Source organism: Pontibacter arcticus (genome assembly GCF_003284895.1).
GTDB lineage: Bacteria > Bacteroidota > Bacteroidia > Cytophagales > Hymenobacteraceae > Pontibacter > Pontibacter arcticus.
This window is the reverse complement of the sequence record NZ_QMDV01000004.1, coordinates 18995-32764: the sequence shown is the minus strand read 5'-3', so window position 1 is coordinate 32764 and position 13770 is coordinate 18995. Positions and strand designations below refer to the sequence as shown.

Here is a 13770-nt window from a genome sequence, read left to right as displayed (position 1 = left end):
TTTTTTAAAGTATCTCCGATTGATTATTTACCCCATTCGCTTATACTTTGTTTTAAAAGCAGACACCCAATGGTTGTAAATACTTCATTTTAAAGGCATAACAAAGTATAAACCTACTAAACTTTTTGTTTGTAAACCGGCGGTGGCGTTATACGTGCCTGCCCGTGCCCGGCCATTGTAAAAGCAACCTGTTTTACGCCTGGCTTTGCACCAGGGTACGTTAGCAGCATTTGCCGGGCTTGCGGCAAATCAAAAACATCGGCTATGGTGTTTACTGCTCCGGCCGGTACATGCTGCTGGTGCAGTTTCTCCAGAAGTGTGTCTCGGTCCTGCATGGCTATACTTGCCTGCAACATGCTGTTTACTTCTTTTCTGTTTTGTACGCGGTTATAGTTGGTGTTATACTTCGGATGCCGGGCAAATTCTGGTTGCCCAAGTAGGGCGCACAGTTTGGCAAACTGCCTGTCGTTTCCGATGGCCAGCACAAGCTGCTTGTTATCCCTGGATGTAAATAAGCTGCCGTACGGTACAATATTAGGATGCTCGGAGCCCATGCGCGTTGGGTTGTGGCCGGCCACCAGGTAGTTGGTAGCCTGGTTCGCTAACGCCGAAATGGCCGAGTGTACCAATGAGACTTCGACTAACTGCCCCTGCCCGGTTCGTTCGCGTTGAAACAGCGCAAGCAATAAACCTTCTTTTAACTGGTGCGCTGTCAGGATATCCATCAGAGCGACAGGCATTTTGGTTGGGTCGCCGTTCGCCTCGCCATTCAGGTACATGAAACCGGCTTCGGCCTGCACAACCGCATCATAGCCTGCCCGTTCATCTTCAGGACCATAGCCTGTAATATGCCCGTAAATCAGCTTTGGATTTATGCCTTGCAAAGTAGTATAATCTACCTGAAGCTTTTCAGCATCACCTGGTTTATAACTTGTTAGTACGATGTCTGCTTTCGGCACCAAGGTATAAAGCCGCTCCAGGTCGGTTTGCCGGGTAAGATCAAGTGTAAGCGATTGTTTGCCCCAATTGGCAGCGCAGAAATAAGCTGGTGTATTAGTAGTAGGGTCTTCAGCGGTCAGTTTCCAGGTGCGGGTAACATCACCATTAGTAGCAGCATTCTCTATTTTGATAACGGTTGCGCCCAGTTCAGCAAAAAACTGCCCTACGCTGGGCCCGGCCAGTACGCTTGCCAGTTCCAGTACCAGCATATCTTTCAAAATCGGTTGGCTCATGGGGTACTCTTAAATTACATGTATAAAAAAGGCTTGCTCAAAGTATAAAAATACGATTTGCTTAAAACAAAAGAGCAGCTTCGTTTTTAACGAAGCTGCTCTTTTGTTTTAATGTATCTGTATGCTTAGATAAGCAACATGAAGACTGCATTTACGATGTTAAGGCCTAACAGCATAAAAAAGTTAGGCGACTCTTGTATAACTTTTTTCATAATAATCTTAAACTAAGTAAGTGTAAAAAATCTGCTGATTTAGGGGTATTTACGCCACTCTAACCTAAAGGTTTAAGTATATTATAACATTTTATATTTAGAATTATAATATATAAATATCATAATATTCAGATACAACTTAAAGGTAAGACATATACCTCATCAAAAGCCAAAAATCCTTTATTTAGAAATAAAATTTATTCTGATTATCCTAATTATCTACAAGTAAGTAAATAATTTTTATTATAGCATCATTTATTGAATTAATTGTTTTTTTAACCCTTTAAAGCGGATGTACATAACAGCTTTTTTTGTTGTATCTTTACTGTATATATGTGCCCGGTTTAAAGATGAAGCGGGCGCAATTATTTTAATTAAACTTATTTGACCATTGGATTTTCGCTCCTTTAATTTACACGACAACGTACTGACCGGTATTGAATCGATGGGGTACAATAACCCTACACCTGTGCAAGAGCAGGCAATTCCGATCATACTTTCTAATAAAGACCTTATTGCGTGCGCTCAGACCGGTACAGGCAAAACAGCTGCTTACCTGCTGCCCCTCATCGACCGCATTTCTCACGGAGAATTTACTTATACCAGCACCCTTGTACTGGTGCCAACCCGCGAACTTGCCAAGCAGATCGATGAGCAGATGGAAGGCTTCGGTTATTTTGCTTCTGTTAGCTCGATCGCTATTTACGGTGGCAGCAAAGGCGGCGACTGGGACCAGCAAAAGAAAGCATTAACTACTGGCGCTGATGTGATTATCGCCACGCCGGGCCGCCTGATGGCGCACATGGCCATGGGCTATGTAAAGCTCGACCAACTGCAGTATCTGGTACTGGATGAAGCAGACAAAATGCTGGATATGGGCTTTATGGACGATATCCTGAAAATTGTGCGGTCGTTGCCCGAAAAGCGACAGACCTTACTTTTCTCGGCTACCATGCCCAAAAAGATCCGCGATTTCGCGAAACAAATCCTGAAAGACCCTGCTGAAATTAACCTTGCCATTTCGAAGCCAGCCGCCGGTATCGATCAGCGTTTATACTTAACCTTCGATAACCAGAAGCTGCCTTTACTGGAGCATATCCTTCGGGAGTTGGATGTACTCAGCATGATCATCTTTACCTCGCGTAAGTCGAATGTGCCGCAGATTGTGCGCTCGCTTAAGAAAATGGGTTTTGATGCCGAAGGTATTCAATCTGACATGACCCAGGACGAACGCGAAAAAGCACTGCAGGGCTTCAAGAACAAACAATACCGCATCCTGGTTGCCACCGATATCCTTTCCAGAGGAATAGACATCGACAGCCTGAGCCATGTACTGAACTTCGATATGCCACAGGACGCTGAAGATTATGTACACCGTGTAGGCCGTACTGCCCGTGCCGCTTCTACGGGAATGGCCATTACGTTTGTAAATGAAAATGACATGCACCGCGTGCAACGCGTAGAGCGCCTGATAGAACGTGAATTGCCTAAGTTGCCTTTACCGGAAGACTTTGGCCCTGGCCCTGCTTACGACCCAACACGCCGCGATGCACCACGCGGCGGCGGAAACCGTGGCAGATCAGCAGGCGGCAGCGGAGACCGCAACCGTGACCACCGCAGCAAGCACCACGCAAAAGGCGATAAACCGCGTGGCCCCAGAAAGCCAACACAAAAAGCGGAAGAAACACCAAAGGCCGATGGCGGAAACAAACGCCCGATCAAAGCATACGACCATAGCAAAACCAAAAAGAGAGACAACAGTCCGTCTTCGGGCGCAGCACCAACCGCCGAATAAACAAAAAGAGCCGCTACACTTAGCGGCTCTTTTTGTTAGTTATACTTCCTGCATCAATTCATAACAAACTTATAACGCTGGTTTAACTTCAGGTTGATAGTAGATGCGCACTTTTGGGCACACTAATCTCAACCACTATGAAAAACTTATTCTTGTTAGCAGCCTGCGCGCTTTTAACGTTTACATCCTGTAAAGAGGAAGATGGCGTGATACAATTACCTTCTAAAACCCTGAACGGGAAGGCTCCGCTCATAATCGGGCACCGGGGCTCATCGGGCATGCGCCCGGATCATACCCTGGAAGCTTATACGTTGGCTATAGAACAAGGCGCTGACTACATAGAATCGGACCTGGTGATGACAAAAGACGGAGTCCTGATCTGCCGCCATGAACCCATGCTATTGGGCACAACGAATGTAGCATCACTGCCTGAGTTTGCTTCCAGGAGAACAACAAAAGTTATTGATGGCGTTACCTACGATGATTGGTTTGCAAGTGACTTTACATTGGCTGAAATAAAAAAACTGCGTGCTGTCCAGCCTATGGCTGACCGTCCGCAACAATTTAACGGCCTTTATAAAATTCCGACTTTTGAGGAGGTAATTGCACTCGCTAAAAAAGCCTGCAAACAAAAAGGCCGTACCATTGGCATTTATCCAGAAACAAAGCACCCCACTTTTCACGAAAACCTGAACTTGCCCATCACTGCCAAGCTACTGGCTGCACTCGATAAAGCAGGCTGGAACAATGAAAGCGCACCGGTTTTTATACAGTCTTTTGAGGTTTCAAATCTCCGTTATATCCGTGCCAGATCGAGTGTAAAGTTGGTACAACTGCTCGATGCAGGCGGTGTGGATGAGTCTGGAAAAATGATTATGGAAGCGCCATCTGCACAGCCCTACGATTTTGTGGTAGCAGGCGATAGCAGAACCTATAATGATCTGGTTACAGAAGAAGGACTGGCGTTTATAAAAACCTATGCAAACGGCATTGGCCCCTGGAAACCGTACATACAGCCTTATAACGGCAAAACAATGCAGAAGCTGCCAGCTACTAACCTGATAGAACGCGCGCATGATAAAGGCTTACTAGTTCATGCCTTTACTTTCAGGGATGAAGCCCGTTACCTGCTGAAAGATTATCAAAACGACCCGAAGGCAGAATATAAAAATTTTTACAAGCTGGGCCTGGATGGCGTTTTCACAGATTATCCGGCCACAGCAAAGGCAGCGCTTAAATAGTTATTTAAATGTTATTGCCAAAATAAAAGCAGCAGGAGCGTAAAGCTCCTGCTGCTTTTATTTTATACTGTAGATTGATATGGATTAGACTACCTGCCCGATTCCGAAAAGCAGCACAAACAGCAATGTACTGATTGCCATTTGCTTTAAGTATGGATCAAGCTCCTGGGAGGTTTGCTTTCGCCATACGTTAACACCGTTTATAAGAAGTAACGGAACCGCAAGTATAAACAGCCATTGCCACCAGCTATAAAAATTCAGTGTAACGTAAAGTATAGCACTCAGCACGCCGCCGCTTAAAAGTATCAGATGGTATACGCGCGCTGCTTTGGGCCCTATACGCACCGGTATTGAATTTTTACCGGCCAGTTTATCGGAATTTATATCGCGGATGTTGTTCACGTTTAGCACAGCCGTTGAGAAAAAGCCGCAAACAAGCGCCGGAAGTATAACCAGGTAATTAAACTCCTGTGTCTGCAGAAAGTAAGTGCCTAACACCCCAATCAAACCAAAAAACACAAAGACGAAAATATCGCCTAAACCCGCGTAGCCATACGGTTTATCGCCGGCTGTGTAATTGATAGCAGCCCAAATGGAGGCCAGCCCTAAACCCAGAAACAGCAAGGCTAGCAACATGCCTTCCGTACCAAAAGCAACCCACAGCAAAACCAACCCCGATAAAAGCGAAAGGATACTAAAAACGAGCATACCCTTTTTCATATGATCGGCCTGGATGTAACCTGCCTGCACAGCTCTTTTCGGGCCCTCGCGGTGCACGCTGTCTGCTCCGTGTTTTGAGTCGCCGTAATCGTTGGCAAGGTTAGATAGTATCTGCAGAAAAAGCGTAGTGAGCACGCATAAACCTACTACCGTACCATTAAATGTATTGTTAGCCGCCGCCATAAAGCCGCCCATACTGATACAGGCTAAAGCCAGCGGTAAAGTGCGGGGCCTAAAAGCCGAAATCCAGGCCTTGATCAGACCTAGATTTTGAGGAATAGTTGATTGAGGTGTATGACTCAATTTTTTATACTTATAAGATGCTATAAATCAGCGAAGTTATACTTTTTATTTCTTAATGGCCGCCAGCAATTCTTCGCTCATTGGCTTTACTTTGGAAGGATAAAAACCGACTACTTTACCTTTTTCATCAACCAGGTATTTGCAGAAATTCCAGCTTGGTTTGTCGTGGTTTGGCGCATTCTTTTCGAGCCAGGTATAAAGTGGCGTACGATCAGCGCCTATCACAGAAACTTTAGAGAACATCTGGAACGTTACGCCAAAGTTTTTCTGGCAGAAGCTGGCAATCTGCTCGTCTGTGCCGGACTCCTGTTCGCCAAAATTGTTAGCCGGGAAGCCAAGTATAAACACATCTTTGCCATGCGTTTCGTGGAGCTTTTGTAACTCGGCGTACTGCGGCGTGTAGCCACATTCCGAAGCCGTATTTACCAGCAGCACTTTCTTGCCTTTATACTTCGAAAAATCAATTGTCTTGTTATCCAGCGTCTTCATTTTAAAGCTGTAAAAGCCAGAAGTTGCTGTAGTTGCCTGTACGTCTGTTTCCATAGTTTTTTTCGTTTTAAGCCCTGCAGCAGGCAATACAAATGTACCGCTCAGCACAAGTGCCATCAGGATTAACGTTTGTGAAAGGAAAGTAGATGTCTTCGTCATGGTGCAAAGATAGGTATAATTGATGAACTGCTTTATAAATTGCTTTTTTGCTAAACAGATAGCAACTGAAAGAAATTCACGGCCCTGCGGTTATACTTTAAAAATATAATCGCAGGGCTGTGAACAGTTCATTTACATTCTTTCCGGTACCTGGATACCTAACAGACCCATGCTCTGGCGTATAAAGCGGGCTACCATAGCCGACAGGGCAATCCTGAAATTGCGGGCCTGCTCGTCGGTTTCGTTGAAGATGGAGATTTCCTGGTAAAAGCGATTGTAAGCCTTTGCCAGCTCATATGCATAACTTGCCATTATGGAAGGCGCATATAGTTTGCCTGCTTCTTTTACTACAGCCGGATAATTTACGAGCAGCGTGATCACTTCCTGTTCGGTTTCGTGCAGGTTTTTGAAATCTCCGAAGGAAGTTGCCTCCACCGGAATACCCATTTCGGTTGCCTTGCGAAGTATAGCCGAGATACGTGCGTGCGTATACTGGATAAACGGCCCTGTATTCCCCCGGAAATCAATAGACTCCTGTGGGTTAAAGAGCATGCGCTTTTTAGGATCCACTTTCAGCAGGAAATATTTAAGCGCACCCATCGCCAACGTATAGTATAATTGCTGTGCCTGCTCTGCAGTAAAGCCTTCTATCTTGCCCAGTTCTTCGGTTTGCTGGCGCGCCGTATCAATCATTTCCTGCACCAGCTCATCGGCATCCACAACAGTGCCTTCTCTCGATTTCATTTTGCCCGATGGCAGATCCACCATGCCGTAAGAAAGGTGATTGATGCCCTCGGCATAAGGTTTGCCCAGTTTTTTGAGCACCGCCTTCAGTACCTGGAAATGGTAATTCTGCTCATCGGCTACCACGTAAATAGACTCGTTATACTGGAAGTCTTCATACTTCAGTTCGGCCGTGCCCAGGTCCTGGGTAATGTATACCGATGTGCCGTCAGCGCGAAGCAGCAGTTTTTCATCCAGGCCATCTTCCGTCAGATCAACCCAAACAGAGCCATCCGGCCGCTTCGTGAAAACGCCCTTCTCCAGACCTTCTTCTACGCGCTCTTTCCCTAACGTATAGGTTTCTGATTCGTAGTAAAATTTATCAAAATCAACGCCAATGTTGCGATACGTTTCGTCGAAGCCTTCGTATACCCAGCCATTCATTTTGCGCCACAGGTCTACGGTTTCGGTATCGCCTTCCTCCCACTTTTTCAGCATTGTTTGGGCTTCCAGTATAAGCGGCGCTTTTTTCTTAGCTTCCTCTTTGTCCATGCCCTGCGCTACCAGCTCGTCTATCTCTTCTTTATAAGCCCGATCGAACAACACGTAGTATTTACCCGCCAGGTGGTCGCCTTTGATGCCGCTGCTTTGCGGTGTTTCGTTGTTGCCCATTTTCTGGTACGCCAGCATCGATTTGCAGATATGGATGCCGCGGTCGTTTACCAGGTTGGCTTTGGTTACGTTATGGCCGTTGGCTTTCATGATCTCGGCTACAGAATAGCCCAGAAAATTATTGCGCAGGTGGCCCAGGTGCAGTGGCTTGTTTGTGTTCGGCGATGAATATTCGACCAGCACATTATGGCCTGATGGCGTTGCCTGCCCGTGGTCGGGGTTCTGCATGATCTCGCGCAATAGGTTCAACCATACTTCTTCTTCTATCACCAGGTTCAGGAATCCTTTCACTACGTTGTAGTCATTCACCTCCGGGGCATTGGCTTTCAAATAATCGCCCAGTTCCTGACCGATCTGCTCGGGGCCTTTACCGGCCTGTTTGGTATACGGAAATGTTACGAACGTAAAAGAACCTTTAAATTCTTTGCGGGTGGGTTGCAACGCAAGCTGGCCGGCATCTACCGTAATGTTATATACAGCTGTTAACGCCTCGCTTATCCGCTGGCTGATGGTTTGTTGTAGGTGCATTTTAATGTATGGTGGTACTATTAAACTCTCTGTGTAAAATGGCGTCGGTAGCGGTTTCCAGTATTTCGAAAGCGTTTTCGGCCATCGTGTTTTCCGTATCGAGCGTCGGGTTGATCTCTGTCATTTCGTAGCATACAACGCGCGGGTCCTGCAACAAGTGGTAATTCAGCTCTTTGGCTTCTTCTACGGTCAGGCCTATTTCCACGGGCGTTCCAGTGCCTTTCGAGAACTTGGAATCCAGGCTGTCCACATCAAACGACACATATAATATATCGCAATCCTTGAGGCGCTCCAGTGTTTCCTTCGCTACAGCTTCAGCTCCTTTTTCCGTAAACTCAGCGTAAGTAATATTCCGGATGCCGTGTTTCTCAATTAAGTAATCTTCCGGTTCTTCGGTATCGCGCACTACAATATAAACCAAGTGTTCGGGCTTCAGTTTCGGGCCGTTGTAACCAAGTTTTTTAAGGGAGTTCCAGAAGAAAACGGTTTCCTGTTCAGGTTCATTTATCTGCCTCTCTAAGTTATCCAGGTTCAGGGCCATGGCCAGAGGCATCCCATGTACGTTACCGGATGGCGAAGTATAAGGCGAATGAATATCGGCGTGCGCATCAATCCAGATAACACCAAGCGTTTTATCCGGGTACCTGGCTTTTATACCGGCTATGGTACCGTGTGCATTGGAGTGGTCGCCGGAAAGCACCAACGGAAACATATCCATCTCGATGGTCTGTTCTACCGCTTTGCTGATATTTTTCTGAACGGTAAGTATACTATCGATGCGGTGAGCTGTCGGGAAGAGGTCCTGGTCAAATAAAGTATAATTGAGGTCCGGAACAGAAACTGAGTTGAAACGGTTAAAATAATCGCAACCTTTGTCCCAGCACGCTACCCGCAGGGCATCAATGCCCATACTTGCGCCACGTGTGCCGGCCCCCAACTCAGAACGAACTTCTATCAGTTTTACTTTTTTCATATAATTTGAACAAAGTTTTTGCAAAGGTGGTAAATATCAAACAATATTGCATGTTTTCTTAATTCCAAAACACCCGAATGGATAAATACACTGACCTCATCCACCAAACATTCGACTTTCCTACAGACGAATTTAAGGTGGTAAATAACGAATTATTTTTCAATGGCATTCCGCTAATGGAAATAATCAAAGAATACGGCACCCCACTTAAGTTAACTTACCTTCCCAAGATCAGCTCGCAGATACAAAAGGCAAAACAGCTTTTTAACGAGGGCATGAAAAAGGTAGATTATAATGGTACGTATACCTATTGCTACTGCACCAAATCGAGCCACTTTTCTTTTGTGCTGGAAGAGGCTCTTAAAAACGATATCCACCTCGAAACTTCTTCGGGTTACGATATCCAGATCATCAAGGCACTCTACAAAAAAGGCAAGATTTCCAAAGATACTTACATTGTTTGTAATGGTTACAAACGCGAACGCTACCGCGAGTGGATTTCTGAACTCATAAACGATGGTTTTAAGAACTGTACGCCCATCTTAGACCACTTGGGCGAAATAGATTATTACAAGGAGCACATCAAGGTAAAGGCCAAAGTTGGTATCCGGTTAGCTTCCGACGAAGAGCCGAAATTTGAGTTTTATACTTCGCGCCTGGGTGTGCGCTACAACGATGTGATCGACCTGTATGAAAAACAGATAAAGGATGATCCGAAGTTTGAACTGAAGATGCTGCATTACTTTATCAATACAGGTATTAAGGATACTTCGTATTACTGGTCTGAGCTGAGCCGCTTTGTACATAAGTATTGCGAGGTTAAGAAAGTATGCCCGGAACTGGATACTATTGATATTGGCGGCGGCTTCCCGATCAAGACGTCCATCCAGACAGAGTATGATTACCAGTACATGACTGAGGAGATTTTGCGTACTATTAAGCGCATTTGTACCGAGGAAGGCGTACCGGAACCAAATATTTTCACTGAATTCGGAATATTTACAGTAGGTGAAAGTGGTGCCACCATTTACTCTATTTTAGACGAGAAGTTACAGAACGACAAGGAGTTATGGTATATGATCGATGGTTCATTCATCACGAATTTACCGGATGCCTGGGCCCTGAACCAGCGCTGGCCGCTGCTTGCCGTAAACCATTGGGATAAGGAATACCGTAAAACGCAATTAGGCGGAATGACCTGCGACAGCCAGGACTACTATAACTCCGAAATGCACTCGTTCCAGGTGTTTTTACCGAAGTACCCGAAAGACGAACCTTTGTACATCGGTTTCTTCCATACAGGTGCTTACCAGGAGTCGTTGAGTGGTTATGGTGGCATAAAACATTGCTTGATACCGGCACCGCAACATATACTTGTAGACAAGGATGAGGATGGCAACATCATATCCAGACAGTTTGCCCCGGAGCAGACAAGCGAGTCAATGTTGAGAATTCTAGGTTATGAGGTATAATTCAATGAATGTTAAGATTTTAACTGCAGGAAGTTTTGCGTTTTCAGTAATTAAACTAATTTTGGTGCAAAATCCCCTAACTGTTACATCCTCATGAGAAAAGTATTTTATTTGGGAGCTGTTTGTCTAGTTGTAGGCATATCCTCTTGCAAAACTCACTGCCCAGCGTACAACTACGCAAAGCTAGATAGCCAGGCACAAGAGAACCTTGCTCCTAACGCGCAAACTGAAACTGCTACTAAGACCGCCCGTATCTAATACTTGGCTCAATAAGCTCATATATGCAAAAAACCGGCTTTACGCCGGTTTTTTTATGCTTTTAAGTATAAGATAGGTTGCATCCAACAGGTCGTCTGCCATAAATTCGTGCTGGTGGCTGGTCTTTCCGCCCCTCACCAAAACAGACTTTATGCCTACTTTTGTGGCTGCCTCCAGGTCACGTACGGCATCACCTACCATCCAGGACAGTGAAGGGTCTATGTTATACTTCGAAATGGCTTTTTCCAACATAAGGCTATCCGGCTTGCGTGCCAGTGATGCTGAAAAATCCGGATGATTCGGTGCAAAATAAAGTGCATCGATAATACCGCCGCAGGCCTGCTGCAACACCTCATGGCAAGCCAGAACATCAGCTTTCCGGTACAATTTTTTAGCTATGCCGCCCTGGTTTGTAACCACTATTAATAAATAGCCGTTTTCTTTTAACAATGCCAGCGCTTCGGGCACGCCGGGCATTACCTCAAAGTCTTCGAGTTTATAGGTATAGTCGCCCCGCTCGCGGTTAAGCACACCATCCCGGTCCAGGAAAACGCATTTTTGTTTCTGCATAACTGATGTTTTTATTAATGTGATGCTAAATTAAAACTTTTTACGTTGGCATCAGGCGGGCTTTCCAGAAGACTATGTTAGTATAGGATCCTGAAAACCCATCACTTTATGGTTTCAGGATAAGGTAAGTACAGACAAACGTATACTTTAGCTTCGGTTTATGAGGGTAGCTATTATAGGTGCAGGAATTTCGGGACTGGCGTTGGCTTATTACCTCCAGAAGCTGGGCGTACCCTACGACCTGCTCGAAGCATCCGAGTATGCTGGCGGCAACATCCGCACTATTACGCTACAGGATTTTATACTTGAGCTTGGCCCCAACGCCCTTCAGAAATCTCCGGAACTGCATCAACTCCTGCACGAACTCAAACTGCAGGACCAGGTAATGCCTGTTGCAGCAAATGCGCACAGCCGTTTTGTGCTGCGCGATGGCAACCTGCACAAGCTCCCCGACTCGGCTGCTTCGTTACTTTCTAATACTGCTTTTTCCTGGCAGGCCAAGCGTCGTTTTCTGCAGGAAAAAGACACACCTGCCGCCGATGTTCCGAACGAAACAGTCAGCCATTTTTTTGGGCGCCGGTTTGGTAAAGAGATCACGGCGTATGTCTTAAACCCGTTTGCAACCGACTATTGTGGCGGCGACCCCGAAAAACTGCTGGTAAGTAAAGCCCTGCCTAAGCTGAAAGAACTCGAAACAAAGTATGGCTCTGTGTTAAAAGGCCTGGCCCGCAAGCAAATTAACTGGCACGACTCCTTCTCTTTTGTAAACGGTATGAGCACGCTGCCAAACGCCATTGCCGCCAAACTGATTGCGCTGCACCTGAACCACTGCGTGGAAATGATTACCAGAGGGCATGGCAAGTACATTTTAAGCTGCTCCACTCCTTCCGAAACCGATACCCAGGAGTATGATTTCCTGGTGTTGGCTTTGCCGGCGCATCAGGCAGCAGATTTGTTACAGTTTACATTTCCGGGTCTTGCTGCAGCGCTGCTTAATGTAAACTACCCGCCACTTGCTGTAGTGCACAGCGTGTATAACCGCGAAGATGTACGCCATCCCTTAAAAGGCTTTGGTGCCTGGCACGCCAAAGCAGAAACTACGCTTACTACCGGCTCGATCTGGAATAGTTCGCTTTACGATGGCAGGTGCCGCCCGCACGAAGTTTTGTTTACCACTTTTGTCGATCAGTTTGAGGTGAACGGCACTGTTAAAGTAGACCGGCAGGAACTGCTTGCCAAAGTGAACCAGGAATTATGCAGCCGGTACCAGATCTGTTCAGAAAAACCGGTTTTTGAGCACCTGTATCTTTGGAAACAGGGTATGCCGCAATTCGACCTTTTTATTGAAGATGCCCATCAGATGGCTGCCGAATTAGAACAGCAACAGGTATTTATCTCCGCTAACTGGCAGGCCGGGGTATCGGTTGCAGACTGCATACGGCATGCAAAAGAGTTGGCTCATAAAATTAAATTAAAACGCTCGGGCGAGCTCAATAACCTATAATACCTATATTTGGGGTATGAAAGATGCGCTGGTGATCATCCCGACCTACAACGAACGGGAAAACATAGAGGCAATGGTCCGGAAGGTAATGTCGCTGGTGCACCCCTTTGACCTCCTGATCATTGACGATGGCTCGCCGGATGGCACAGCCGATATTGTGCGTAGGCTGCAAACAGAATACGGAGAGCGCTTACAACTGGAAACCCGCACCGGAAAACTTGGCTTGGGCACTGCTTACATCCACGGATTTAAATATGCGCTGCGCGAAGGCTACGAGTACATTTTCGAGATGGACTGCGACTTCTCCCATAACCCCGACGACCTTATCCGTTTATACCACGCCTGCACTGTAGAGGGCTACGATATGGCCATTGGCAGCAGGTATATACAAGGTGTAAACGTCGTGAACTGGCCCATGAGCCGCGTTCTGATGTCTTATTTTGCAAGTTGGTATGTGCGCATTATTACAGGCATGCCCATCCAGGATACAACAGCTGGCTTTAAATGTTACCGCCGCAAAGTGCTTAAAACCATACAGCTAAATAAGATCCGGTTTGTGGGTTATGCTTTCCAGATCGAGATGAAATTTATGGCCTACAAGTATGGCTTTAAGATAAAAGAAGTGCCCATCATTTTCACCGACCGCACAAAAGGCTATTCCAAAATGTCGAAGGGGATTTTTAAGGAGGCCGTACTAGGTGTGCTTAAAATGAAAGTAAACAGCTTTTTCCGGCACTTCGACCGGTATTAAGCAGTGTTGCTGAAAGTATACTTTCCTTCCCATCAGTTCGTTCCGGATTAAACGCTGCCCACTTTATACTTTGTTTAAGTGGCACTAACCTGATACGTTCTAATTTAGACTTGGCACTGAGGACTTTTCGGGTTAAATTTACCAGTTCCGGTACAGGATTTTTAAAGT

The 13770-nt window shown here is 46.0% G+C and carries 11 protein-coding genes; 5 read left to right on the top strand and 6 right to left on the bottom strand.

The genetic code is table 11. The annotated features are described in order from the left end of the window. Positions 1–116: 116 nt before the first annotated feature. Complete coding sequence (locus tag DP923_RS12870) at positions 117–1232, bottom strand: CaiB/BaiF CoA transferase family protein (protein WP_112306289.1); 1116 nt, start codon at positions 1230–1232, stop codon at positions 117–119. A 657-nt stretch (positions 1233–1889) separates the two neighbouring features. On the opposite strand from DP923_RS12870, the gene DP923_RS12865 reads away from it, so the two are divergent. Beyond that, the gene (locus DP923_RS12865) at positions 1890–3239 is read left to right on the top strand and encodes a DEAD/DEAH box helicase (RefSeq protein WP_239021058.1); all 1350 of its coding nucleotides are present in this window, start codon (positions 1890–1892) and stop codon (positions 3237–3239) included. 137 nt (positions 3240–3376) lie between these two features. Beyond that, entirely contained in the window at positions 3377–4480 is a 1104-nt protein-coding gene (locus DP923_RS12860; RefSeq protein WP_165838194.1) for a glycerophosphodiester phosphodiesterase, read from the top strand. A gap of 84 nt (positions 4481–4564) precedes the next feature. On the opposite strand, the gene DP923_RS12855 is transcribed toward DP923_RS12860, so the two are convergent. The 4 genes from DP923_RS12855 to rocF form a co-directional block, all read right to left on the bottom strand. After that, on the bottom strand, positions 4565–5503 hold the full coding sequence (locus DP923_RS12855; RefSeq protein WP_239021031.1) for a 1,4-dihydroxy-2-naphthoate polyprenyltransferase: 939 nt from the start codon (positions 5501–5503) through the stop codon (positions 4565–4567). 45 nt (positions 5504–5548) lie between these two features. After that, a complete protein-coding gene (locus DP923_RS12850; RefSeq protein WP_394341178.1) occupies positions 5549–6151 on the bottom strand; it encodes a glutathione peroxidase in 603 nt (200 codons plus the stop codon). Positions 6152–6283: 132 nt separating this feature from the next. Continuing rightward, entirely contained in the window at positions 6284–8074 is a 1791-nt protein-coding gene (argS, locus tag DP923_RS12845) for an arginine--tRNA ligase (RefSeq protein WP_112306288.1), read from the bottom strand. A gap of 1 nt (position 8075) precedes the next feature. Beyond that, positions 8076–9047, bottom strand: coding sequence for an arginase (rocF, locus tag DP923_RS12840; RefSeq protein WP_112306287.1), 972 nt, complete (start codon positions 9045–9047; stop codon positions 8076–8078). Positions 9048–9124: 77 nt separating this feature from the next. On the opposite strand from rocF, the gene DP923_RS12835 reads away from it, so the two are divergent. Continuing rightward, positions 9125–10519, top strand: a complete 1395-nt coding sequence (locus tag DP923_RS12835; protein WP_112306286.1) for a type III PLP-dependent enzyme domain-containing protein — start codon at positions 9125–9127, stop codon at positions 10517–10519. 297 nt (positions 10520–10816) lie between these two features. Here the strand turns inward: DP923_RS12835 and DP923_RS12830 are convergent, their stop codons facing one another. Beyond that, the gene (locus DP923_RS12830) at positions 10817–11347 is read right to left on the bottom strand and encodes a D-glycero-alpha-D-manno-heptose-1,7-bisphosphate 7-phosphatase (protein WP_112306285.1); all 531 of its coding nucleotides are present in this window, start codon (positions 11345–11347) and stop codon (positions 10817–10819) included. Positions 11348–11507: 160 nt separating this feature from the next. Between DP923_RS12830 and hemG the strand changes: the two genes are divergently transcribed. Further along, on the top strand, positions 11508–12851 hold the full coding sequence (gene hemG, locus DP923_RS12825; RefSeq protein WP_112306284.1) for a protoporphyrinogen oxidase: 1344 nt from the start codon (positions 11508–11510) through the stop codon (positions 12849–12851). A gap of 16 nt (positions 12852–12867) precedes the next feature. Continuing rightward, entirely contained in the window at positions 12868–13602 is a 735-nt protein-coding gene (locus tag DP923_RS12820) for a polyprenol monophosphomannose synthase (protein WP_112306283.1), read from the top strand. Positions 13603–13770 lie beyond the last annotated feature (168 nt).

Coding starts and splice junctions, on each gene's coding strand:
- DP923_RS12870 (WP_112306289.1), bottom strand. CDS start 1,232: ATGAGCCAACCGATTTTGAAAGATATGCTGGTACTGGAACTGGCAAGC.
- DP923_RS12865 (WP_239021058.1), top strand. CDS start 1,890: ATGGGGTACAATAACCCTACACCTGTGCAAGAGCAGGCAATTCCGATC.
- DP923_RS12860 (WP_165838194.1), top strand. CDS start 3,377: ATGAAAAACTTATTCTTGTTAGCAGCCTGCGCGCTTTTAACGTTTACA.
- DP923_RS12850 (WP_394341178.1), bottom strand. CDS start 6,151: ATGACGAAGACATCTACTTTCCTTTCACAAACGTTAATCCTGATGGCA.
- argS (WP_112306288.1), bottom strand. CDS start 8,074: ATGCACCTACAACAAACCATCAGCCAGCGGATAAGCGAGGCGTTAACA.
- rocF (WP_112306287.1), bottom strand. CDS start 9,047: ATGAAAAAAGTAAAACTGATAGAAGTTCGTTCTGAGTTGGGGGCCGGC.
- DP923_RS12835 (WP_112306286.1), top strand. CDS start 9,125: ATGGATAAATACACTGACCTCATCCACCAAACATTCGACTTTCCTACA.
- DP923_RS12830 (WP_112306285.1), bottom strand. CDS start 11,347: ATGCAGAAACAAAAATGCGTTTTCCTGGACCGGGATGGTGTGCTTAAC.
- hemG (WP_112306284.1), top strand. CDS start 11,508: ATGAGGGTAGCTATTATAGGTGCAGGAATTTCGGGACTGGCGTTGGCT.
- DP923_RS12820 (WP_112306283.1), top strand. CDS start 12,868: ATGAAAGATGCGCTGGTGATCATCCCGACCTACAACGAACGGGAAAAC.